At 39.0% G+C, this 25,405-nt stretch carries 21 protein-coding genes; 16 read left to right on the top strand and 5 right to left on the bottom strand.

Annotated elements, in window-relative coordinates; genetic code table 11:
- Positions 1–50 precede the first annotated feature (50 nt).
- From ACFSR6_RS15770 to ACFSR6_RS15760, 3 genes are all read right to left on the bottom strand, one after another.
- The gene (locus ACFSR6_RS15770; RefSeq protein ID WP_379080534.1) at positions 51–1,382 is read right to left on the bottom strand and encodes a porin; all 1,332 of its coding nucleotides are present in this window, start codon (positions 1,380–1,382) and stop codon (positions 51–53) included.
- Positions 1,383–1,477: 95 nt separating this feature from the next.
- Positions 1,478–2,986, bottom strand: coding sequence for an amino acid permease (locus ACFSR6_RS15765; protein WP_183768653.1), 1,509 nt, complete (start codon positions 2,984–2,986; stop codon positions 1,478–1,480).
- Between the two features lie 133 nt (positions 2,987–3,119).
- Positions 3,120–5,366, bottom strand: coding sequence for a sodium-translocating pyrophosphatase (locus tag ACFSR6_RS15760; RefSeq protein ID WP_379080532.1), 2,247 nt, complete (start codon positions 5,364–5,366; stop codon positions 3,120–3,122).
- A gap of 252 nt (positions 5,367–5,618) precedes the next feature.
- Between ACFSR6_RS15760 and ACFSR6_RS15755 the strand changes: the two genes are divergently transcribed.
- From ACFSR6_RS15755 to ACFSR6_RS15705, 11 genes are all read left to right on the top strand, one after another.
- Positions 5,619–7,055, top strand: coding sequence for an APC family permease (locus ACFSR6_RS15755; RefSeq protein ID WP_379080530.1), 1,437 nt, complete (start codon positions 5,619–5,621; stop codon positions 7,053–7,055).
- An 869-nt stretch (positions 7,056–7,924) separates the two neighbouring features.
- A complete protein-coding gene (locus ACFSR6_RS15750; RefSeq protein WP_379080529.1) occupies positions 7,925–8,497 on the top strand; it encodes a hypothetical protein in 573 nt (190 codons plus the stop codon).
- Positions 8,498–8,502: 5 nt separating this feature from the next.
- Positions 8,503–9,219: a hypothetical protein gene (locus ACFSR6_RS15745; protein WP_379080527.1), complete on the top strand. Its 717-nt coding sequence runs from the start codon at positions 8,503–8,505 to the stop codon at positions 9,217–9,219.
- Positions 9,220–9,259: 40 nt separating this feature from the next.
- On the top strand, positions 9,260–11,065 hold the full coding sequence (locus ACFSR6_RS15740) for a type VI secretion system Vgr family protein (protein ID WP_379080525.1): 1,806 nt from the start codon (positions 9,260–9,262) through the stop codon (positions 11,063–11,065).
- A gap of 2 nt (positions 11,066–11,067) precedes the next feature.
- A complete protein-coding gene (locus ACFSR6_RS15735) occupies positions 11,068–12,015 on the top strand; it encodes a hypothetical protein (protein ID WP_379080523.1) in 948 nt (315 codons plus the stop codon).
- Positions 12,012–13,253, top strand: coding sequence for a PAAR-like protein (locus ACFSR6_RS15730; RefSeq protein WP_379080521.1), 1,242 nt, complete (start codon positions 12,012–12,014; stop codon positions 13,251–13,253). Before ACFSR6_RS15735 ends, ACFSR6_RS15730 begins: the two co-directional genes overlap by 4 nt.
- Positions 13,253–13,870 (top strand): hypothetical protein, encoded by a 618-nt coding sequence (locus ACFSR6_RS15725; protein WP_379080519.1) that lies wholly within the window; start codon positions 13,253–13,255, stop codon positions 13,868–13,870. Before ACFSR6_RS15730 ends, ACFSR6_RS15725 begins: the two co-directional genes overlap by 1 nt.
- A 155-nt stretch (positions 13,871–14,025) precedes the next feature.
- Positions 14,026–14,973, top strand: a complete 948-nt coding sequence (locus ACFSR6_RS15720) for a TIGR01212 family radical SAM protein (protein WP_379080517.1) — start codon at positions 14,026–14,028, stop codon at positions 14,971–14,973.
- Between the two features lie 347 nt (positions 14,974–15,320).
- Positions 15,321–16,724, top strand: coding sequence for an ammonium transporter (locus ACFSR6_RS15715; RefSeq protein WP_379080516.1), 1,404 nt, complete (start codon positions 15,321–15,323; stop codon positions 16,722–16,724).
- Positions 16,725–16,763: 39 nt separating this feature from the next.
- Positions 16,764–17,783, top strand: coding sequence for a porin (locus ACFSR6_RS15710; protein ID WP_379080514.1), 1,020 nt, complete (start codon positions 16,764–16,766; stop codon positions 17,781–17,783).
- Positions 17,784–17,878: 95 nt separating this feature from the next.
- Positions 17,879–18,457 carry a DUF4468 domain-containing protein gene (locus ACFSR6_RS15705; protein WP_379080512.1) on the top strand — a complete coding sequence of 193 codons (579 nt, stop codon included), beginning with the start codon at positions 17,879–17,881 and terminating at the stop codon, positions 18,455–18,457.
- A 10-nt stretch (positions 18,458–18,467) separates the two neighbouring features.
- Here ACFSR6_RS15705 and ACFSR6_RS15700 read toward each other — a convergent pair whose 3' ends face one another.
- Positions 18,468–18,935, bottom strand: coding sequence for an SRPBCC family protein (locus tag ACFSR6_RS15700; protein WP_379080510.1), 468 nt, complete (start codon positions 18,933–18,935; stop codon positions 18,468–18,470).
- Between the two features lie 264 nt (positions 18,936–19,199).
- Positions 19,200–19,673, bottom strand: coding sequence for a ribonuclease H-like YkuK family protein (locus tag ACFSR6_RS15695; protein WP_183768681.1), 474 nt, complete (start codon positions 19,671–19,673; stop codon positions 19,200–19,202).
- Between the two features lie 235 nt (positions 19,674–19,908).
- On the opposite strand from ACFSR6_RS15695, the gene ACFSR6_RS15690 reads away from it, so the two are divergent.
- The 5 genes from ACFSR6_RS15690 to ACFSR6_RS15670 all read left to right on the top strand — a co-directional run bounded on the left by ACFSR6_RS15690 (position 19,909) and on the right by ACFSR6_RS15670 (position 25,324).
- Positions 19,909–20,127, top strand: coding sequence for a hypothetical protein (locus ACFSR6_RS15690; protein WP_379080508.1), 219 nt, complete (start codon positions 19,909–19,911; stop codon positions 20,125–20,127).
- Between the two features lie 49 nt (positions 20,128–20,176).
- Positions 20,177–21,481: a DEAD/DEAH box helicase gene (locus tag ACFSR6_RS15685; protein WP_379080506.1), complete on the top strand. Its 1,305-nt coding sequence runs from the start codon at positions 20,177–20,179 to the stop codon at positions 21,479–21,481.
- 133 nt (positions 21,482–21,614) lie between these two features.
- Positions 21,615–21,848, top strand: coding sequence for a DUF1456 family protein (locus tag ACFSR6_RS15680; RefSeq protein ID WP_379080504.1), 234 nt, complete (start codon positions 21,615–21,617; stop codon positions 21,846–21,848).
- A complete protein-coding gene (locus ACFSR6_RS15675) occupies positions 21,832–24,531 on the top strand; it encodes a TonB-dependent receptor (protein ID WP_379080502.1) in 2,700 nt (899 codons plus the stop codon). The genes ACFSR6_RS15680 and ACFSR6_RS15675 overlap by 17 nt, the downstream gene beginning before the upstream one ends.
- The gene (locus ACFSR6_RS15670; protein ID WP_456238603.1) at positions 24,509–25,324 is read left to right on the top strand and encodes a GDSL-type esterase/lipase family protein; all 816 of its coding nucleotides are present in this window, start codon (positions 24,509–24,511) and stop codon (positions 25,322–25,324) included. Before ACFSR6_RS15675 ends, ACFSR6_RS15670 begins: the two co-directional genes overlap by 23 nt.
- Positions 25,325–25,405 lie beyond the last annotated feature (81 nt).

The raw sequence follows: 25,405 nt of genomic DNA, 5'->3' as shown, positions 1-25,405 counted from the left end.
GGTAAAGGTAGCGGAAATTGTATGAAATTCTAAAATGGTTCAACTTTTTATTAGAAATAGAATTGGGTGCGTAAAGTAAGCACATTATCTTTTCTGTCGGCTGTATAACCCGAAATCTGGGTCGATTCATTTTTGATGATATCGTAATAAAGTACAGCTTTAAAATGCGGATTAAAGTGATGTAAAAAGCCAAAACCAAAAGTATCAAAACGAACGTCGGCTGCTGAAAGTCCTTTATCGGCCGAAATGTCCATTCCTTTAACTTTAGCATTAGGGTCATACCAATCATATTTCAAAATGAGTTGATTATCGGTACTGTTTAATGTTTGTACGAAAGTAAAGTACGCACCATTAAAAGTCCTGGTATAGAAAGGTAAAGCTATTGCCTTATTATCTACGGGGTAGGAGCCTGGTGTTGTAGAGTTGGTCGATGTACCTGTTTGCAGACCCGATATTACCTCAGCCCTTAGTTCCGATTTCCAGCTTTTTGTTTTGGAGGCTAACTGTATATCGGCACCATAATATCTTCTCGGGGCAACTTTGTTTACGGTGGCAGCAGAAGAATCTTTAACCATTTTCCATACATCATTAACCTGCTCCATTTTGTAACTCACTGGTAAACGATGGTCTAAACCTCCCTGAAGCGTGCTTATGCCGCCGGCAATCGTAAAATTTTTAAAAGCATAAGTTTTATGGCTTAACCTGAAAATGTAGTCTTTACTGTTATCGAACTCTCCATTACCCGCTAAACCCTGGCCATTATAAACACCAAAATCGAATACAAAATTTTTGAGTTTAGCATCTTTCCAGCGCGGATTTAAAGTAAAAGTTACCCCCAGGTCGCGTTCAGTTTTCATTAAAATCTGCGACATCCTGCCACGCTCAGGCGCTTCTCTAACCGATGAGGAAAGTTGGAGTTCATTGCCAAACGGACGGCCTGAGAGACCAAGTGTTACAGCCAATATTTTCCATTTGTTTTCATAATAACGGCCCCAGAAATCGCGTATTGCAACCCCTTGTTCAGTACCATCAAACTGGAGCACAAAATAGGTAGATGGAGATCCATCTTCTGTTAACATCATGTAATCGGCTCTTAAACGGCCTCTTCTCAATCTAAACCGGTTGTTGGTAAAGTCGCCAAAATTTCCACCCTGAAACTCGGCCTGTGTGCCTTTCGATTCTGCAAGTTGGAACTGGGGCTGTAAATATCCGCTAAAAGACAATGAACCATATTTCTTCGATATAATCAGCAGATGGTTTACTGTGGTCGAATCCATTACATCGTTAATTGTCCTTTGTGCATATCCTGAAATAGAAATGAAAAGTAAAACAAAGGTTAAAGAGCAGTGAACGCTTTTAATTTTGGCAGAATTGCGGTACATTTTATCAATTTTTTGCAAAGGTACTTTTATTAACAATTATTTAACATAAAAAAAGCCCCAACTTGCGTTGAGGCTTGAAAAAATTTTATAATTGTTTACAATTCTGGTTTTGGAGGATCAACCGGATCTACTGTTTTACCGGTATTACCTAAAACAGAGTGTTTGCGGCTGTAACCAAAATAAATTACAAAACCAATGGCCAACCATCCGAACAACCTTAGCCAGTTGGTCCAGTGTAAGCCCAATATCATTAAGCCGCAGGCAATTATACCAAGTATAGGCAATAATGGCACAAAAGGTGTTTTAAATTCGCGGTGCAAATTAGGATCTGTTTTTCTAAGTACAATTACTGCCGCGCAAACCAAAATAAAGGCAAATAAGGTACCTATAGAAGTCATATCGCCCACAACATCACCCGGAACAAAAGCAGCAAACAATGCACAGATTACGAAAATAATCATATTTGCCTTGTAAGGTGTTTTAAATTTAGGGTGAAGATCGCTGAAAATCCTTGGTAATAAACCATCTTTACTCATAGAGTAGAAAACGCGGCTTTGACCTAACAACATCACCAGGATTACTGATGAAAATCCTGCCAAAATCGCCACCGTCACCAATTTTGCCAGCCAGCCATATCCTGGCATATAGTCGATAATCGCAGCCACAACTGATGCTTCGCCACCTTTTGTCCTGAAGAATTCTACCGGTGCCATACCTGTTAAAACATGGGCAAACAGAATATATAAAACGGTACATACGGCTAACGAACCCAAGATGCCGATAGGCATTGCTGTTTTAGGATTTTTGGTTTCCTGAGCAGCAGTACTCACGGCATCAAAGCCGATAAAAGCAAAGAATACCGTACCGGCAGCGCCCACAATACCCCAAAAACCACCGAAATTATGGGTTAATCCTTCTTTATCAACATATTTTGTCGCTTCAGGAATGTATGGTGTATGGTTAACTGGATTGATGAATGACCAACCAAAGGCAATGATCAACAATACAATAGCTACTTTGGTAATTACAATCAGTCCGTTTACGAAGGCCGATTCCTGTGTACCTTTGATCAATAAAAGACTTAATAAAAAGATAATTAATAAGGCAGGCAGGTTCATGATACCATGCACACCACCTTCACTCTGGAAAGGTGAGTGGCACCATTCGTAGGGTATGGGGCTCATGTGCAATACTTCGGTAAGCAATTTGTTAAGATACTCACTCCAGGCAATTCCAACTGTAGCGGCACCCACGGCATATTCCAAAACGAGATCCCAGCCAATGATCCAGGCCATAAACTCGCCCATGGTGGCATAAGTGTAGGTATAAGCACTACCGGAAATAGGAATAGATGATGACAGCTCAGCGTAGCAAAGGCCCGCAAGCGCACAACCGATAGCAGCCAGGATAAACCCAAAAGTAACCGAAGGGCCAGCGCTTTGGGCAGCAGCATTTGCGGTACGGACAAAAAGGCCAGCGCCAATAATTGCTCCAATACCCAACGCCACTAACGAACCAGCTGAAAGGGTGCGTTTTAAGCTTTTCTCAGACTCTGACGAATCTGCCAAAAGTTGAGTAATTGATTTCTTAAGAAATAAACTCATAAAAGTTAGTTAATGGTTTGATTTATTTGTTAATATAAATTTCAGGCCCAAACCTAAATAAAAATTACCACAATGTAAAAGGGATTTTGGTTAAAAATCCCTTTTACACGTTATTATATCAGCTACTTTACAACTAGTGGCTCAAAGTATCGATCGAATTGATTAAAGTGTCGGTTTTTATGTTACCCAAACTATCTGTTTTTTGCTCAATTCTGATTTCTTTCCGAACTTCTTGCTTATGTTCGCCCGCAATTGCCTTAACTGCGATGTAAGGGGCAATAACAAGCGAAACAATCGACATTAATTTGATCAAAATGTTCATCGAAGGGCCTGAAGTGTCTTTAAAAGGATCTCCAACGGTATCTCCGGTAACAGAAGCCTTGTGTGGTTCTGATTTTTTATAATACATTTCTCCATTAATCATTACGCCCTGTTCAAAAGATTTCTTAGCATTATCCCAGGCACCGCCGGCATTACTCTGGAAAATCCCCATTAATACACCGGTAACCGTTACACCGGCCAATAAACCGCCCAAAACTTCCGGTCCAAAGGTAAAGCCCACAATTACCGGCGTAATTAGGGCAATAGCTCCCGGCATCATCATTTCGCGGATAGAGGCTTTGGTAGAAATGGCCACGCACTTTTCGTATTCGGGTTTAGCTTTATACTCCATAATGCCAGCAATTTCCCTGAACTGGCGACGTACTTCCTGAACCATATCCATTGCAGCTTTACCAACCGCCTGGATACATAAAGCAGAAAAGATAAAGGGGATCATTCCGCCGACAAACAAACCTGCTAAAACGGGTGCTTTATAAATATCAATAGCAGTAATGCCGGCAATACCAACAAATGCCGCAAATAAAGCCAAAGAAGTTAAAGCAGCTGAGGCAATGGCAAAACCTTTGCCTGTTGCTGCAGTAGTATTACCCACAGCATCTAAATTGTCGGTACGCTCGCGTACCTCCGGAGGTAATTGGCTCATTTCGGCAATACCTCCGGCATTATCGGCAATCGGTCCGAAAGCGTCAATAGCCAGTTGCATCGCTGTGGTAGCCATCATTCCGGCAGCGGCAATGGCTACACCATACAAACCAGCGAAATGGTATGAAGCCATAATCCCACCCGCCAGAACCAAAATCGGGATTACGGTAGATTTCATGCCTACTGATAAACCTGCAATAATATTGGTGGCATGACCTGTTGAAGATTGTTGAATGATTGAATTTACAGGCCCTTTACCCATTGCAGTAAAATACTCGGTTATAATACTCATAATGGTACCGACTACTAAACCAACTATAATGGCATAAAATACATTGATGCTCGAGAATTCATATCCACGGAGGTTAAGGGTTTCAGGAAGCATCCATTTCACGATAAAGAATGAAGCCACGGCCGTAATGACGATAGACGACCAGTTACCCAGGTTCAGTGCATTTTGAACATTCGATTTTTCATCTTTAATGGTTACAAACCAGGTACCAACAATCGAAAATATAATACCCAGTCCGCAGATTACCATGGGCAGAAGAATAGGAGACATTCCTCCAAAATTATCTTTCACATTAATTTCCTGTCCTAAAACCATCGTGGCCAGGATAGTGGCCACGTACGAGCCAAATAAATCGGCCCCCATACCAGCAACGTCACCCACGTTATCGCCTACGTTATCGGCAATGGTTGCCGGGTTACGTACGTCATCTTCAGGAATTCCGGCTTCTACCTTACCCACCAAATCGGCACCAACATCAGCAGCTTTGGTATAAATACCGCCGCCAACACGGGCAAATAAGGCAATAGATTCGGCACCTAAAGAAAATCCGGTTAAAACTTCTATTGCGGTTTTCATTTCAACACTGTTAACCAAAACCACGTTGAAATGCTTAAGAAATACAATAAATAAACCTCCTAAACCCAAAACGGCTAATCCGGCAACACCCAGGCCCATTACCGAACCGCCGGTAAATGATACTTTTAATGCTTGTTTTAAGCTGGTTCTGGCTGCTTGTGTGGTTCTTACATTGGCTTTTGTGGCCGATTTCATGCCGATATACCCCGCAGTTGCAGAAAATACCGCTCCAATAATGAAAGAAATAGAGATAATCCAGCTCGAGTGCATCGGAACACCTTTAATTTCGGTAACAGTTCCCGAATAGGCCAGAAGCGCAGCCGTAAAAACAGCAAAAATGCTCAATACCCTCCATTCCGCTTTTAAAAAGGCCATGGCACCGTCTGCAATGTAGCCGGCAAGTTCCTGCATGTTTTTATCACCCGCATCTTGCTTGTTTATCCAGGCGCTTTTAATCATCATAACTATTATCCCGACAAGGCCCAGCGCTGGGATACAGTAAATTAAATTGTTTTGTAAAAAATTCATAGTTAATAATTGATTTATATTTGGTTAGTTGTTATTCGTTAACTGTTAAATCGGGTAATTTGTTTAATCTATGTGAAGCATCCCGCTTCAAACTCCGTACTTATATCTAGCAAGATAACAAATATTCTTCTTGTGATTAAAATTTTCGTCACCCTGACCAATAAAATTTTGCTCAATTAAAATAATACAGGCAAAGCGCTCCTAATTTCTTTTTTTTAAATAAATTAGCCACAAACTAAACCAGAACTAAAAATGAAAATTGAAAAAGAAGAAAGATCTTCCAAGAGAAAATTAAGCCTTTTTGATGCCACAATGTTGGTAATGGGCTCGATGATTGGAAGCGGTATCTTTATTGTAAGTGCCGATATCATGAGAAATTTAGGCTCTGGTTACTGGTTGATTGTGGTATGGGTAATAACCGGTGTAATGACCGTTGCAGCTGCAATTTCTTACGGAGAGCTTTCTGCTATGTTTCCTAAGGCGGGCGGGCAATACACCTACCTCAAGGAGATTTTTGGTAAAATGATGGGTTTTCTTTATGGCTGGGGGCTGTTTACGGTAATTCAAACAGGTACTATAGCGGCCGTTGCTGTTGCATTTGGTAAATTTACAGCCTATCTGATACCAGCTTTAAATGATGCTGCCCCGATTTTTCAGAGTGGCAGTTATAAAATTACCTGGATTCAGATTCTAGCTATCGCCGTTATCCTGCTTTTAACCTATATTAATACCAAAGGTGTTGAAGGCGGAAAAATTTTACAGAATATTTTTACAGGATCTAAAATTGTTGCCTTAATAGGCTTGATTATATTGGGGTTTCTTTTGGTTAAAAACAGTTTCTGGACTGGAAATATGGGATTTGGATGGAGTGCTTTCAATAATCTGAAAACAGATCCCAGCGGAAATTTCCTTAAATCGGGATGGGAATCCATCTCAGGAATGACCATAGTTGGCGGTATAGCAGCGGCAATGGTGGGTTCTGTATTTTCGAGTGTGGCCTGGGAAAACGTAACCTTTGTTTCGGGAGAAATTGAAAATCCAAAGAAAAATGTAGTTCGTTCAATGGTTTTAGGCACCACGGCAGTAATGATCCTTTATTTATTGGTCAACTTTGTATACCTCAATACCCTAAGCAGAGATAGTATTGGCTTCGCATTAAATGATCGGGTAGCTGTTGTGGCTTCAGAGCAGATTTTCGGTAGCGGAATAGGCACCATTATAATTGCCGTGCTGGTGATGATTTCTACTTTTGGTTGTGTTAACGGAATCGTTCTGGCCGGTGCAAGGGTTTTTCAGAGCATGGCAGAAGACGGAATGTTTTTTAAGGCTGCGCTTAAAAACAATAAAAACGGGGTTCCCGAAAAATCACTCTGGATGCAGGGGATATGGGCTTCTGTTTTATGTTTAAGCGGACAGTATGGAAATCTTTTGGATATGATATCCTTTGTGATTGTACTCTTTTATATGATTACCGTGTTCGGCGTTATATATTTAAGAATAAAAAAACCTGGTGCCGATAGGCCTTATAAAACATGGTTATATCCGGTTACTCCGATAATTTACTTACTCATTGGCGCTGCATTTTGTGCGCTGTTGCTCGTTTACAAGCAACAATATACATGGCCGGGGCTTGTAATTGTTTTGCTGGGGGTACCAGTCTACTTTTTTATTAATAAAAAAGAGCAGTAAAATTAGTAGGCAGATTTAAGCCTTCGCTGAGACCTGTAAAGTTAAATCTGCGAAGCTTTTTTGGGGGCATTTTAAGCCTCAAGTCTAGCAGTCTCAAATGTTTCGGTCATATTTTGAAAAGCAGGGTTCTGTATCAATCGGTTCCGGAAGCCCCGCTGTTCGCTTTACTTTGTGCCCGCTGCCATCGGGTTTATTTGGGTTGTTTCGTGCAGGTAGCCACGTTTTTTAACCAATATAGGTGCCCGGCTTAATGAGCAGGCAGGTATGAGTATGTAGCGGCACCAACGCTGCCATAAAAGCCAGGCCTTGCTTAAAAAAAGGAATCTACTATCTAATCCTCTAAACTCTAATCCATAAACCGATTCAAAACCGTATCATTTTTTAGACTTAAAATGCCAAAGCTGGGCATGTTAAATGATGCTGCAGAAAACTTTTCAACAATTTTACATGACCCATTTGCTGATTTAAATCCCTGTTTTAAGCCGGTAAGAATGCATTTCCTTTTCTTTTGATTTCCCCTTGGTATTTGTTAATGGGCTTGGTATGTTACAATTGGCCTAATATTTGGTTTAAGGAGCCTGGTAGCAATGGCTACACTAATCAAATTTTTAACCTTTAAACTTTAAAACTATGGCTTTCAAAGCTAGATTAAATTTTTCAGGCAAAAAGTACAAGGTACTTCAGTATGCCTACGCATTAAGCCGTGATATCTGTGGAAATGTCTGTTCCAAAATTCACGTTGACAATACAACTATCAGATTTGACGAAAACCGGGGTTAATTGCCCTGATACTAATTTAATGTGTTGGAATAAATGGTGTTACCGCTTAACACCCATCATATGCCGGCATTGTTTTTTAAACCTTTAACATGCAGTTTATGCGCTCGTACTTCCGTTTTAATGTTTTTTTTGTTTTGTTATATGCCGTATCTGCCTGTTTTGCAGGTTGTAATGGTAATGGCAAGGAGGAAAATAAACCAGGCAATAATAAGACCACAGCAAAAGTAAATGTTACCGATCTGTTTCTTTCTTATACCGATTCGGTGGCAAAGCTTCCGCTAAGCAGGTTTAATGAAGCGGGTATAACATCTTTGAACAAAACATTTGCAGGTAAATTACCACTAACCATATATGACGGTAAAGAACATAGGGATGATAAAAGTATCGTTATTCAACCCTATAAAAATAATGATGTTGCCACTATAAGTGCCGGCATGATATTGCTGGTTCCAAAATCGATTACCGAATCTTTACGTATAGGAGATTTTACCCGCCATTTTGGAGAAATTAAGAAAGAAAAACCGTTAATCTGCACCACAGAACAGCCACTTCCCGTTGAAATAAATATAGATGCCCATACCTCGCTAAAATTGACTTTTAACAATAACGAAAAACTCGATCAGGCCCATGTGACTATGGTTGAAGTTTTAAAATATAGATAACAACAATGAATACGCTCGTAAAAATTAAAGAATATGATGCTCACGGTGGGCCTTCAAATGTTAAAATGGGGAGCGATGGTCATTCGCAAACCTCTACAACAACCGGTAGGTTCGTAATCAAAAGTATCGAAAAACACGTTAGCTATGGCCGTTACGCCATGTGGTCGGGCATTGCCTGGGGAACCGAAGTAAAAATAAGCGGCAACATCGTGATGGTGAAGCTGCTTGGGAGCTGGAAAAAATTAACGGATGTAAATGCACAGTGGGGCAAATACAAAAACGATCAGAAAGGCGTTACTGATGCTGTACTTAAATACCAGCGCGATCTTTACCCCAACTCACCTATACCAACAAAATGGCTATTCAATGATTTCGGACATATTTCGGTCAAGTATTTCAAAGATCTGAATAATGATCGGAAAATGAACGGAAAGGAATATATCATGGGCGATTTTATCCATACCACGCCGCCAGATGAAGCAGCAACAGCAGCGGGCAGGGTTTTCCAGCTGGCAGAATCGCACGGTTGTATTCATGTACGCCCAAATGATATCGATACCATGATTGGAAATGGGTACCTGAAAAAAGGCAATACTATAGAGGTACATCCCTACACTAAAAAAGCTATAGAGGTTTCACCTAAAAGAAATACAGCAGGAACGCAATTCGAAGTACATTTCTACCCCGGACTTTATAAAATTGTGATTTATAAAACAATGTAGCCAATAACACTACAGATAAAGTAAATGAATACACTACACTATGGAAAACAAACTTATTGTAGAAATCAGTATTGAAGATTCGGCAATAGCCCATTTTGCATCTTTTAATCTGCTACAGGCTTTTAATCAGCACCATTATTTCGAGCTGCATTTTAACCATGATCAGCTGGGCGCTCCGGGTTTAATCAGCTTAGACGATAGCCGCGATTTCGTGGGCAAAACCTTAACCGCTTCTTTTGGCCATTCGCCAGAAAATCTGCAGCATTTTTCTGGCCTGGTCACAAAAGTAGAACTCTCGCAAAGCCATGGCTATCACGGCGTACTTGTGGTAAGTGGCTATAGCCCTACAATATTAATAGACCGCGGACCGGATTTGGGATCTTATCTTGATAAGGATCTTGATACCATTGTTAAACTGGCCACTAAAGATACGCCGGCTAATGATCTTACCATTGTAAGCAATGCCTCAAGAAAAGCGGCAATCGATTATCTTATCCAATATCGTGAAAGCGATTTTGAATTTCTGAATCGCTTATCGGGTGAATATCACGAGTGGTTTTACTATGATGGAAAACAGCTCAATTTTGGTAAACCCGATAAACAAAAAGAAGTATCGCTTTTTTATGGCCGCGATGTGTTTAACCTGCAATACGCCATGGAAGTTTCGCCCATCAAATACAAACGATTTGCCTATAATCCTAAACAGGATGAAATGCTGCAAAGTGAAAGCACAGGCCAAGCTGATGGAAATCCCGACCTGGCATATGCCATCAGGGCATCGAACACCATGTACAGTAAAACATTTAATCAGCCATCCTTAATCAGGGTCGACAATGGCAACGATATTAAAAGCCATGTAGAAAACGAAGAAAAGGCACATATCAGCGAGTTGTTAAAAATTAATGCAAGTGGCGATAACGCCCAGCTTAGTATTGGCAGTATTGCAGAAATTACCATGAGCATAAGGAAAGAACTCGCCTTTGCAACTGAAAGTCTGGGCAAATTCCTTATTACCAATATTAATCATCAGATAGATGGAACAGGTAAATATAGCAATACTTTCGAAGGTTTAGTGGCTACTACCGAGCGCATCATGGTTAAGAATTACCAAAAACCACAATCGGATATGCAGCTGGCTGATGTGATTGATAATGACGATCCACAGGGGCAGGGCAGGGTGAAGGTTAAATTTAAATGGGAATGCCAGACCAATGATCCTACAGAATGGTTAAGGGTAATCAGCCCGAATGCAGGGAGCGGCGATACAGGAAAAAACAGGGGCTTTCATGTCATTCCCGAAAAAGGCGACCAGGTGGTAATCGCTTTCGAAGAAGGGAATGTAGCCAGGCCGGTGGTAATGGGCAGTGTATACCACGGGAAAAGCGGAGATAGTAGCGGATTTAAAAACAGCAATACCAAAGGACTCACTTCTAGAAAAGGGAGCAGTTTAAGCTTTGATGACCTTAACCATGCATTAAATCTTGGTACCAATGCCGCAAATTTTGTAAAAATAGAGAATGGTCCGGGGTTGATTACGGCCCAGTCTGCCGAAACGATTGTGATTAAGACCGGGCAGAGCAGCATTACATTAAAGAAAGACGGAACGATTGATATTATCGGCAAGGTGATCAACATTCAGGGTACCCAGGTAATTAACGCAAATGCAGGTGAGAAGCCTGGCAGTGCCGTAAATATTGGTAAAAATGCTACTACTGCTGTAACCATTGATACAAAAAACATCGATTCAAAAGCAAGTAATGGCATTACAGTTAACTCTCAAACCACTATTTCGCAAACCTCAACAGGCGTACACACCATTAACGGTAGCCAGGTAGATATTAATTAATTATGAGCAGATTTAAATTTTTTGAAGAAGAGGAGGTTAATGATAAGTTGGTTCGTGTGACCCGGTCTGAAGAAGATAAGGTTGCAACAGATCATCAAGAAAAATCGGCTAAGCGCTACAGATACAGGGTAGAGCAGCTAATGATCACCAAATTTAATGGCCAGATCATTAACCATGGTACAACAAAGCAGGAATTCGTGGTGCAGAAGAATTTTTTGGATAAAAATCTTAAAAGTCTTCAATTTGAGTTGGTTGAAAATGTAATCAAATTTGAGCCACCACAACTTCAAACCGCAATATCCCTATTGTGCGATTTTGATATTATTAAAAGTAATATTGAATTAGGTTTCGATGCCGAAACGGGAAGATTAAATCGGATAATAGATAAAACAGCAGTGATGAATGCGTGGGAAGATTATAAAAAAGAAACGCTTAAAACCTACAGTTTTGTTAAATCTGCCGAAGCACAACAAAATATTCAGCTTTTTATCAATAAAGCTGAGGAGCAGATTAATAACGATAGTCTGCTTTTAAGCGATTTCGAAACCAAACTCTTTTTTGATATAATTTTTGACCGTTATCTTGTTAAGGAAGAGGGCAATATGGCGTATGATAAAGAATTTATTTCAAATCTGTTCGACTATAGGAAGATTAACCTTCATATTGGTCAGTTTATAGTGATGGAATCTCCTGAACTGATCAAAATTAAAAGAACCGGCACACTGGATCAGCGCTCCATCGATAAGGATTTTATGGTTAAGCAGTATGATGAAAAATTTAAGCCATACGTTGGATTCAGTTTCTCTTCGTATAACTACGCCTATAATCAAAGTTTTACTATAAATAATGAAGAGAACTTAATTTCCGAAGCCAACATTGTTATAGTTGAAGAAGTAAAGAACAATGTTCAGATAACAGTTAATTATGATTTAAAATTGGTTGATTTATGAGCAAGTCTTATGTTCCCGCAGGAACCTGCATAGTTTGTACCAGTATGACCGTTTCCAGTCCGCTAAAACTGGTGCATATCCATAATAGCACAACGTTTCATAAAAGTGAAAACAAAGCACTTTTGAATGTTTACGACAGGAAAACGAGTGATACCTTTGTTTGTAAAAATGCTCAAAAATTTTGGGGTGGGTTAGGGACAATGCTTTTAGGTATCGCTGCCGGAATTATTATAGGAGCGGCTATCGTTGCTACAGCCGGTACAGCTGCAGTTGTAATTGTAGCTGTTGCTGCTACGGTTGCTGTTGCAGGTGTTGGAGCAGGGATTGCAGGAGAGGTAATTGCCCGTAATGATTGTGACGTAATTCAATCTACAGATTGGAAACTGTTTCATGCCAAAGTAACGATCGATGGCAAAAATGCGCTGCTTCAATCTTCCATACTGCCATGCAGTAAGGGTGGGGTAGTCTCAATTGTTGCCGACCCGGTAAAAGCACAGCAATATGCAGAAATTTATGCCAACAACAATAATGCAGAGGTGGCAACACATATGCTTTCACAGTTTGCAGAGGGGTTTATTTCTGGCGTTACTTTCTTAGGTAGCCCTGCAGCAGCTATAGCCGGAACAGGCTTGGGGGTATATTTTTACAATAAAAATGAAAGCGAAGGATTGGATAACCAATACAAACAATTGCAGGGCGTAAGCGTGCCGCCCCCTACTTTTGGTGGCGATCTGCAAAACCAGCTTGGTCAAGAGGCAATTAATCAGCCTGTAGGAGCGGGAATCGGGGCTGCAGAAACGGGTACTAAAATTGTTAAGGAACAGATGATCCCAACTAATCAGGCCTTAAATACACAAGTTTCTCAATTGGGAAGCCAGGCGGCGGCTTTAGAAACCGAAGCAGCAGAATTGGCTGCCCGGGGCTTGACGAATGAAGCCGCAGAAACTGCAGCCCGTGCTGCAAATGTAAGGTTGGCACAGGATATTGCCAGCAGATCTTACCGCATGCCTTGGGCGGTCAGTGGATGGAGAGGCCTGAATTTAAAACCTGATCTGAAAACGTTCGGAAAAGGCCTCGGAGTAGGGATATTGGGAGCAGCAGTAAATTTTGGAATAGAACAATGGGTTAATGGAATGGAAAATGATAATTTTAAAAATGTGTTTGATCAATTGGATTTCTTAACGAAAGAAAATAATTCATCTGCACAAGGTATTAATATAATAGCCATAAATGGGTAATGAGCTGGTTTAAAAATATAGGCGGTTTTTTGGGTTATATCATTGGAGCTGTAATCATTCTACCCTTGATATTAATTGGATATAATTATTTTTTTATCAATAAAAATGATTCCGAAAAATATATTTCTTCCTATTTGAAGAATTTTTCGGAAATAAAAATAAATATTCCAAAAGCGCATTCTGTTAAAGAATTAGTGTTGTCGAAAAGTAAAACCATAAAAATGCAAGCAAAAAATATGGGGAGAGATGGGAGTAACAGGACTACTATGAGATATAGGGTTGTTTACGATCAAAATACTCATAAATATTTCCAGATTACAATGTTTGATCTTTATAACCATTTTTTTGGTGCAATTGACGATAATCGGGTTCTGGTAAAGGTTAACAAACAAGATCTCGGTAACCCAGCTTACGGAACAAAAGATAAACCATTAATGGTATTTAGCGTGCGCGGAGATGGTAAGCCTCTCACTGAGCGTCGTGCTACAGACAAGGATCCGGCCGGGCACGATTTTAACATTGATACCACCCCAGAATGGTATAGATATAATGTATATATATACCTCACTTATATTATGCCGAAAAAGGAATTTCAGGAACGCTTTGAAAAGAAATAATAAACTACCTCAAAGTATAATCATTTTCAAAAAAGCGAAATATACTATATACTTGTTTCCCCTTAATACCTAATTGTACACTCAATTTCACATCTCCTGTCTAATATCTCAAATCGAACTCCACGTCTCGTTCAAAAACCGTATTTTTGCAAACAATGGGAACACAGGTAGATTCAGGTATAAAAGGATATAAAAATTACGGCACGTATCTGCGCGAAAAATATAAAGGACAACGTGTATTTAAAGTAATTGTTGATGGCGGTTTTACCTGCCCCAACCGTGATGGCAGCAAGGGGTATGGTGGTTGCACTTATTGCAATGTCGATTCTTTTACGCCAGAGCCTTCACGGAAAAACCCTAACATCAAAGATCAGCTCGAAGAAGGCATGTTAAGGGCAAAAACCTCTTACAAAGCCGATAAGTATATCGTATATTTTCAGCCCAACACCAATACATATGCACCTGCGCACTATTTAAAGATGATGTACGATGAGGCCTTATCTGTCAACACCGAAGATATTGTGGGTTTTGCTGTGGGTACCCGGCCTGATTGTATTGATGCAGAAAAGGTTGCGCTGTTGGAAAGTTATACCGATCGTTTTGATGTGGATCTTGAAATGGGGATGGAATCAATTTACGATGAAACGCTCAATCAGATCAACAGGGGCTGTAGTCATGCGGAGTTTGTTGCTGCGGTTGAACTTTTAAAAGATAGCAAGCTCGATCTTTGTGTGCATACTATTTTTGGCTTTCCCTGGGAAACGAGGGAGCAAATGCGGGCCTACATTCATGAGATTAACCGCTTTCCGCAGATTAAATTTGTAAAATTCCACCACCTTCATGTGGTAGAAGGATCAATAATGGGGGCGAAATACAAGAAAGAACCGTTTAAACTGTTCTCTTTAGAAGAATATACCGATCTGCTCTGCGAACTGATCCCATTGTTGCGCCCGGATATTGTAATACAACGACTTTTTGGTATTTCGGACTGGGATTTATTAATTGCGCCTAATTGGGGGCTTAATAAATCGGCAATTCAGACCTATATGGATAAAGAAATCGAAAAAAGAGGTGTTGTTCAGGGTTCTGAATATTTTTATTGAAAAATTAGAATTTTATATAATTTTTTGAAAAACCAGTGAATTTTCACTGGTTTTTCTGTTTTTAACAAGTTTTTTTAGCTTATTCTTGATGTATTTTGTGTAAAATCTTTTAAAATGCTCAAAATTATGTGTTTTATTTTTATTAAAAAGACGTATTAAAAACCGCTATTTTTTTTATTATTTTTATTTTTTAGGTTAATTTTTGTTATGTTTTATAAAAATAACTGTTTTTTGTTAAAATATTTCAATTTAATGGTGTAAAAATTACAATATGTCGTATTTTTATAAAAAATAAATAACCAAAAATCACACTATTTAAACAATTCTAACAAATAAATCTAAAAACTATGAGTAAATTCTCCTTTAAGCAGTTTGCGCCTTTCGTTATATTGATGGCTGTCGCAATTTTCGCTCTATTTATTCCTCTTCTTCCAAATTTTGATGAAGGAAAGTACAGCGGCCCGGATGTTGCCTTTATTTTAATTGCTGCCGCACTGGTATTTTTAATGACACCAGGCCTTGCATTCTTTTATGGTGGTATGGTTCACCGTAAAAACGTGTTGTCTACCATGATCAAAAGTGTGGTAGCTGCTGGAGTAATCACTGTTTTATGGACAGTTGTAGGTTTTAGTTTAGCTTTTGGTGATACTATTGGCGGATTTATCGGAAATCCATCAACGTTTTTGTTCTTTAAAGGAGTAAACTCTGGAGCACCTCACTTGCAGGGAGGATCGGATCTAACTATTCCGCTTTCTTTATTTGCAGTGTTCCAGTTAATGTTCGCCATCATTACCCCAGGTTTAGTGGTGGGTGCCGTTGCAGAACGTATCCGTTTCACATCTTACATTTTATTTATTGTTTTATTCGCAATCTTTGTGTATTCGCCTTTAGCACACTGGACCTGGCATCCACAAGGCTTCCTTTTCAAAATGGGCGTGTTGGATTTTGCAGGAGGTACGGTAGTACATATTTCGGCAGGTATGGCAGCTTTGGCAGGAGCGTTGGTTTTAAAACGTAGAAAATCGCACTTGGAACATAAAGAAGTTCCGCCAGCTAATATTCCATATGTATTAATCGGTACAGGTTTACTCTGGTTCGGTTGGTTCGGTTTCAATGCAGGTTCTGCACTAAGTGCTGGCAGTTTAGCCGTTTCGGCATTCTTAACCACCAATACAGCTGCTGGTGCTGCTGGTTTATCATGGATGTTTTTCGATGTGGCCAGGGGTAAAAAACCTTCGGTATTGGGTTTCTGTATCGGTGCTGTAGTGGGTTTGGTAGCCATTACACCAGCTGCCGGTTTCGTAAGCATTCCATCAAGTATATTTATCGGCGCCATTGCTGCGGTTATTTCTAACCTGGTAGTTTCTTGGAAACAAAAAACCAGCTTAGATGATACTTTAGATGTTTTCCCTTGTCACGGTGTAGGCGGTATCGTTGGTATGTTATTAACAGGCGTATTCGCTACAAAAACAGTTAATGCAGCTGGCGCCGATGGATTGTTCTATGGCAATGCAGAATTCTTTATCACCCAGTTAAAAGGTGCTTTAATCGTAATCGTTTTTAGCTTTGTGGTATCGTTCATTATTTTCAAACTGGTAAACTTGATCAATCCAATCAGGGTTTCAGAAGAAGAAGAAGAATTAGGATTAGATGCATCTCAACACGACGAAAAATACACTCAGGGAACCTTATTGGTAGAAGAGAAAGCCATCTATATCGAAAAAAACAGTCCAATAACAGAACCAATTTAAGGATTTTATATAATATCTAAACTCAATTCAAGCTCAAACATGAAGAAACTTTTAACCGCTATTTTCGCAATGGCCAGCACTACGTGTGCCCTGGCACAAGAGACCACCTCATCACCACTTGAAATTTCAGGCTCGGTTGATACTTATTTCAAATATGATTTTGCCAAAAAAGGAAACAATATCACAACCTCCTTTGCCAGCGACCATAACTCGGTATCGTTGGGTATGATTGATATTGCTTTGAAGAAAAAAACAGGCAAAGCTTCATTTGTAGGAGAACTGTCTTTTGGTCCGAGAGGACAATCTCAATCCATCCCGGATGCTGCTGCCGGTGGCTCATCTTTCCACATCCAAAACTTATATGTGAATTATGATTTTACCGATCAGTTTTCGATGACTGCTGGTTATATGGGTACATTTATAGGTTACGAGGTAATTTCGCCTGCTGGTAACTTCAACTATTCTACTTCGTACTTATTTACCAATGGTCCGTTTCAGAACGCAGGTATCAAAGCAACCTATAAATTCTCTGATAAAGTGAGTTTAATGGCAGGTGTATTTAACGATTGGAACCTTTATAGTGCAACACGCGGTGTGTCTGCAGTGGGCGGGCAGTTAATGGTAGCACCAGTTGAAGGCTGGACCGCTTATCTTAACGTATTGTCAGGCGCTGGCGCTGGTGGTTATGGTACTATCGAAGATTTAACAACCTCGTATCAGATTACAAAAGAATTTAAACTAGGTTTAAATGCTGCAAATTACGACATCGATAATGATGGAGGTGGTTATGCAGGTGCTGCTCTTTACCCTCAGTATGCGGTTGCAGATGGTGTAACATTAGGTTTAAGAGGCGAGTACTTTAAGTATAAAAACGTAGGTCCGGTTCAAGGCGTAAAATATACTGCCGTAACTTTAACTGCAAACATTAAATCTGGCGGTTTAACTTTTATTCCGGAAGTTAGATTAGACCATAGCGGAGATAAACCGTTTTTTAACAAAAGCGGGGCAGCTGCGCCAAACGCAGGTCAGTTTTCTCTAGCTGCGGTTTACGCATTTTAAAGAATAAAATTTGTTAATATTTAGCCGTCCTGGTATAAAATCCGGACGGCTTTTTTGTACCTTTAAATATCCGGTTAGTACATTAATCCATTCTGATGAAATACATTATTCTATTTTTTTTAGTCGCTTTTTCAATTGATCTTTCTGCACAGCAAAAACAGTTTGCTAAAGATGATAACGGTAAATTTATCTACTATAAAGTGGTAGATTCTCAATTCCTGAATAAAGATACACTGCTGCAAAGGGCTAAATCTTTTGTTAAGGTGGCCTATAAAAAATCGATGAAGGCAGAAAGCATTACCGATACCTCTATTTTGGCCAAAGGGACTATGATCATTGATAAAACCATTTTAGTGGTTGGTCATCCGAGTGGCGAAGTGAGCTATAATTTTGTATTTGAAGTTCGTAAAGGGAAATACCGTTTTTGGTTTACTGATCTATTATTTATACCCTATCAGCGTGATCGTTATGGAAACTTCGTAGCAACCACCAAAATAGGTGTGCCATTAGAACGTACACCAGGTAAACTTGAAGCCGGAGCATGGAAAGATATTGTAAATAGTACCTACACTAAAATTGAAAAGTTTGAAGAGGATTTTAAAAAATACTTAGCAACCGATAGGGTAGAGAAAGCCAAAAAGAGAACCGAAACCATTTCTACCAAAAAATGGTAATGTCCTTAAGCTAAAGCTTACCAAAAATTTCTTCAACTTTCTGATAGCGGAACTTAAAAATCTTATTGATTTTATTGTTTACGATTACCGCATTTGCGATGCTGCCAATCGGGCTCCAGCCTATGCTATAGTGCAAAATATCTTGCATTAAAATGCCTCCATCTATTTTTTCGAAATGATGTTGATGGTGCCAGAAAGCAAAGGGGCCGAAACGTTGTTCATCTATAAAATATTCTTTATCCTTAACATGTGTAATTTCAGTTACCCAGTTCAATTTAATTCCGAATAAAGGAGAAACCTTATAAGTAATAATTAAACCCGGATACATTTTGGTGTTGGCCATATTAGGCGAGGTAACATCAAAAGCCATATCTTTTGGGGTAATCTCTGCCAGGTTTAAGGGCGAAGAGAAAAAATCCCATGCAGCATCTAAATCTATTGGAAGTTTCTGCTTAAATTCTAATCTGTAAGTTTTCAAGTGTTTGTTTTAAACTAAAACAACAAAGATGCGGTTTTGTTGGAGTTTAACCGCAAAGTTTGCAGAATGGAGGCGAAGAGATCGCAGAGTTAGAGCGCAACGAATTTCGTCATCCCGACTAAAGTGCAGCAGAATGCCTGCCCGTACAGACGGTGAGGCATCTATTAGCGATATTGATCGCCAACGTGATCTATAGATTTCTCGGCTGCGCTCGAAATGACGGTACCCGACTTCGGACTTCTGACCTCAAGCTTTCCGACTTACTTAATGTACCATTTTATCAGCACAGGTGGAACTGGCAAATGCTTCAGGTTTAGCTTTAAAGATAAAACCCATACTTAAAATATAACCCATCGCATCATTAAGTGCTTTGTTCGATTTAAATGAAGGACTGGTGTTGATATCGGCATGTACTTCCAGTGCCACATCATAAATGTCAAGTAAATCGCAGATAGAATAAGCTGTTTCGATAGATTTTTGTACTTCCATCAGCATCCTTTCCTTAATGCTTACCTGTTGTGTGCTTTTCTCCTGGTGGATATACATAAAGCCGCCATGATGTTCTCTTAACAACACAATTACCGTTGCAAAATCGGTTATGGCTCCTTTTACCTGCGAATCGGTGCCGATACAAACTTTAAGCTTATAGCCATTTTCGCTTTCTCTGATAATTGCTTTTTCTACTTCTTCTAAGATCGAAGTTTTAATAATTTCACCATTAAATTTTTTCCACGTCATACATTGTGTTTTTTGAGGTTAACTCCAAAGGAAATCCCTTTGGTACAAATGGTTATCAGGTTTTTATAAAAATAAGCGCTAAAAATTAAATATGTGTTAAGTGTAAATTGTTTATTTGCTAACAAAACATTAGTTATCAACAAGTTAATGATAATGTTCCGGATCAGTGTATAATTTATTGAAACAAATTATTATTCGGCCCGTTACTATTTGTATATTCATAAAAAACTTAACTATGAGAGCAGAACTGATTCTAGAGCTCCAGTTATTACAAAATAGCAGGGCCAATAAATTTTCGGATGAGCTGGCAGATAGAATTTTATCCTCAGTTGATACCATAAATGAAAAAGTGCTATCATCTATGTCCAAACGCGGAAACATGCTGATGTTATTGGATAAAACCTTAAATTTTTCGAGGCTACGTAAACTAAAGAACAGGTTTTTCAGATCCTGAGCAAATAACCGGTTTTTGCCTAGGGGGAAATGATTACCTTTATGGCTGAATGATAGAACATGCGTTAAGAAAATTAAATATTGCTGCACTGAACCAGATGCAGGAAGCTTCTTTACAAGCGGCTACAACCGGTAAAGATATTGTATTGATTGCACCAACAGGTTCGGGAAAAACATTAGCCTTTTTATTGCCTTTACTTTCCAGCCTCAAAACTGGGGTAAGGGGCGTTCAGGCGCTGATTTTGGTGCCATCTAGAGAACTTGCCCTGCAGATTGAACAGGTTTTTAAACAAATGGGCACTGCATTTAAGGTAAACTGCTGTTATGGTGGCCATGCTGTCCGGGTAGAAAAAAATAACCTCGCACACCCGCCTGCCGTTTTAATCGGTACACCGGGCAGGATAGCTTATCACCTGGATAACCAGAATTTTGATGAATCTTTTATCCAGACATTAATTTTGGATGAGTTTGATAAATCGCTCGAGTTTGGTTTCGAAAGCGATATGTCTTACATTATCGGTTCGCTGCTTTCATTAAAACAACGCATACTAACTTCGGCAACCAAAATGGAAGAGATTCCGGCATTTGTGAAAATCAATGCTCCGGTAGAAATTGATTTTTCAAAGAATATCGAAGCCAGGCCAGATTTAAAGTTTAAAAAAATAACAGCACCGGCAGCTGATAAATTAGATTACCTTTTCAGGCTGCTAAGTAAGATAGGCGATAAAAACACATTGGTTTTCTGTAACCACAGAGAAACCGTCGATCGGATCAGTGATCTGCTTTTCGAAAACGGTTTAGGGCATGATGTCTTCCATGGCGGAATGGAACAGTTTGACCGGGAAAAAGCTTTGCTGAAATTTAGAAATGGGAGCCATAGGATTTTGATTACGACAGATCTTGCTGCCCGTGGCCTTGATATCCCTGAAGTAGAACACATTGTACATTACCAGTTGCCTTATGCACAGGATGCCTACATCCACCGAAATGGTCGTACCGCACGTATGCATGCCAAAGGAACAGCTTATGTTATTTTAACCAACGAAGAAAATTATCAATATCTACCTGATGATATTGAAGAGGAAGTTTTATCAGCTCAGTATAAATTGCCCGAGGTTAGCGATTGGATAACCTTGTATTTGGCCCACGGCAAGAAAGATAAAATCAACAAAATTGATATTGTTGGATTATTTTTGCAAAAAGGCAATTTATCCAAAGAAGATCTGGGATTGATAGAAGTTAAAGATACCACGAGTTATGTAGCCGTTAAAAGGAGCAAGGTAGAAAAACTATTGAAAGCGCTGAATGGAGAAAAAATTAAAGGGAAAAAACTTAAATTAGAAATAGCCAGTTGAGGTTTTTTGGTTCAATAGTCATTTGGCTTAGGCAACTGTCCAAATTTGAATTTTCCCGCATTAATTTTTTCAGCCCTGCAACATTTCTGCATTAAAACGTTCTAACATTAAAACATTCAACAACTCAAACCACATGAGCAATAACGATATATTAAAAAAATTAAGAGTAGCTTTATCATTGAAAACGGAAGATATTATTACGATCTGTAATCTGGTTGGCTTTAAGGTAACCAAGGCCGAGCTGGGTGATATTTTCAGGAATGAAGATCATGAGAATTTTAAACCTTGTGGCGACCAGATCCTCCGTAATTTTTTAAACGGTCTGGTAATTTACAAAAGAGGTCCGAAGGATGAAAAAAAGCAATAATTTATGCTTTTTATTATTTTTTATACTGATCACTTTCTCTTTTAACGCTCTCGCACAGTCTCAGTTTAAAATAAGAGGCAGCATAATAGATTCTTTAAAAAAGCCTATCGAGGGGGTAACCATCCGGTTGCTTACCAACAAAGATACCCTTCGCTCAAATTCTGATGCGAAAGGGAATTTTACATTCACAAACGTAAGCCAGAATAAATTCTACCTTGCCATTACTGCCTTGGGTTATAAACCATATGCCTCCGCCTACGAAATTGAATCTTCTGAGAAAAATTCCGTTCTGGAGCCCATTATGCTCAAAATAGAAACAATCCGTCTGGAAGATGTAGACGTTAAAATAAAAGTGGATCCTATTAAGATCAAAAAAGATACTATTGAATATAATGCCAGGGCTTATACAGTGCGAGAAAACGATAAAGTTGAAGATCTGTTAAAGCAACTTCAGGGGATTGAGGTTGACGAAAAAGGTGCCGTTACCGTAATGGGTAAAAAAATGACCAAGCTCCGGGTAAACGGCGAAGATTTTTTTACCAGTAACGTTGAAGATTACATTAGGCAATTGCCGGCAGATATTATTGCAAAACTTCAGGTTATTGACGATTATGGCGATGAAGCCAACTTTACAGGTATAAAAACCGGTACACCGCAAAAAATGCTAAACCTGGTAACCAAGCCTGGTATGGATAAAGGTTTTTTCGGCGGAGTAGAAATGAGTTCTGCTACCAATAATGCACATAATCTTGCTACCCGTGGCAGTATATGGAAAAAAACAAAGCAAATTGGTTTTGGAAGCAGTTACGGTTTAACAAATAATGAATTTTCCAAAATAAACAATGGTGGCTTAAACGGTAACATAAGAGATAAAATTTCGAAAGAATTTAGTTGGAATGGTGGTTATCATTTTAACAACGGAATTAACAAATCTGTTCAGAGTAATTATCTCGAAACATTTAATCCGCAGGGAACCATATTCGATTTAAGGGAAAGTGCCAATAATTCCAGGTCTTTAAGCAATAGTATTAACCTGGGCCTAAATGGGGCCACAAAGAAAAATTATTTTAATATATCACTTAACGGAGCTTTAGCCAACACCCGTAACGACGCATTTTCAACTTCGAATAAAACCGGGTTTATCAAACAGGACCTGATATCTAATTCAGGTTCCCGGAATAGCAATCCTAATGTTAACGGAAGTATCAATTGGTCTTCGCGATTGGCCAATAATAAGCGGTCGTTATCAATGGGGTTAAATTTTGGCTCAAGTGAAGGGAATTCGAGCAGTACAATCAACGACATTATCAGGTATTATAATGAAACCACCAATATACTGGTTAAAGATTCTTTACTAAACAGATTGGTTGCCAACAATACCTCAAATTCTAATGTTGGGGGTAACTTTCAATTTTCCAATTCATTAAAAGAAGCGAACGATAGTACAGGGTATAGCTTTATTAATCTGTCTTATCGTTTTTCGGTTAGTAGAAACCGGAATTTGCAAACCACAAGAGTTACCAATCCGCTGGGCAATAGTTTTATTGTCGATTCACTGGGACAGGATTATGTGTCCAATTTTATTAACCAGAATTTTGGAATCGGTTTTAACACCAGTGCAAAGCAGATCAGTTATAATTTCGGGCTTAATTTCTCACCAAGTATCATTATTGGTAAATACCAAAATACCGGGCAGGAATTAAGGAACTACCAGTTTAATTTTTCGCCTTCTGCTAATTTAAGTTACCAGATAAAAGATAATAAAAACTTAAGCTTTGGTTACAACGGTTATACCAGCTCGCCCGATTTTAATAAATTACAGCCTATTAGAAATAATAATGATGTACAAAATCTGATTATCGGTAATCCGGATCTGAAAGCAACATCGAGCCATACCGCCGATTTGAGCTATAATCAATTTGGCCTCAAATCGGGATTGAGTATTATGGCAGGTTTATCCGGCTCTTTCGCCTTTAATAGCGTAGTCAGTAACACCATTTTTCTTCGCGATACGCTAAACAGCTTAAAACAGCAAACCACCTATGAGAATGTAAATGGTATTTACAATGTGGGAGGTAATTATTCCTTAAATAAAAGATTGTTAACCAATAAGCTGTCGCTTTCTATCAATGGCAACATTGCCTACAGTCATAATGTTTTTTATACTGAAAACGTATTAAACCGCAGTAGTGGGATTAATGTTTCGAACGCTTTTAGGCTTAACCTGAATCAGAAAAAATATTCATTTAATACCAGTGTGTCGTACAGTTTCAGTTCAAACACTTATTCTATAATGAATCAGAATATTAAAAATATCCAGGTTTTAGGCTTAAATGGTAGTACCAGTTGGATTCCAAATAAACGTTTTAGGGTAAATGCATCGGCTTCTAAAAGTTTAAATTTCGGGTATAATCTATATGCAGGCAATCCTTTACTGGTAAATGTGGGATTAAATGCTTCCTTATTAAAGAGTAACAAATTGCTCTTTTCTATCCAGGCAAACGATCTGTTTAACCAGGGAGCACTTTTTAGTACCAGCATTAGCAATAACGCTATTTCCGAGAACAGGACAAGGTTTATCAGCCGTTTTGTACAAGCTACTTTAAGCTATAACCTGAGTCAGTTTGGAAATAAAAAGGGTAAAATGAATAGTAACTTTAATGCCGACGAACAAAATAATTAAACCCAGATTATTTAGTTTAGCATTTCGCCCGTTACTAATTACATATCCCATGAAAAGTAAATTCTTGTTTTTCATCTTGCTAATCTCTGCAGGCAGTTTGTTTGCCCAGGTTCAGAAAGCAGATTCCTTAAACAATAAACCTAAAAAAGAAAATTTTGCCGATGATTGGGCAGCTCTTACGAAGTACCAGAAAGAGAACGAACTTTTGCTGCCTCCAAACCGAAAAGAAAAGCGCGTGGTATTTTTAGGGAGTTCGATTTTTGAATTCTGGAAGCAGAAAGATCCTGAATATTTTACTAAAAACCCATACCTGGACAGGGGGATAAGCGGACAGATTTCGCCGCAACTACTTATCCGTTTCCGGCAGGATGTAATTAACCTTAAGCCAAAAGTAGTGATTATTTTGGCGGGTAGTAATGATATTGCAGGCAATACAGGTCATGTTACCATCGATAAGATTATGGATAATATTAAATCGATGGCAGAACTGGCGCGGTTACACCATATCAAGGTAATACTTTGTAAATACCTGCCTGTTTACGAATATCCTTGGAATAAGAATATTAAAGCAGCTGATATCATTGTTAATCTAAATGAAAAGATTGCTGCCTATGCAAAAGATAGNGATAGAAATTACACCGTTTTGGATTATTGGACACCTTTGGTAGATGAAAGGAAAGGGCAACGGGCTGAATTAACAGTTGATGGTGTTCATCCTAATCTTGCAGGTTATAAAATAATGGAAGAAGTGACAGATGCTGCGGTAAAAAAAGCCTTGAAAAACAGGCATTAGAAGTTCATTGGTTATTAGTTTATTGTTGGCATTGTGCAGAAAGACAATGCGTATTCTGTGAACCATCAGCTAAAATATCTT

Source organism: Pedobacter vanadiisoli (assembly GCF_042684385.1).
Lineage (GTDB): Bacteria > Bacteroidota > Bacteroidia > Sphingobacteriales > Sphingobacteriaceae > Pedobacter > Pedobacter vanadiisoli.
The sequence above is the reverse complement of the archived record's forward strand: the minus strand, read 5'-3'. Positions and strand labels throughout refer to the sequence as shown.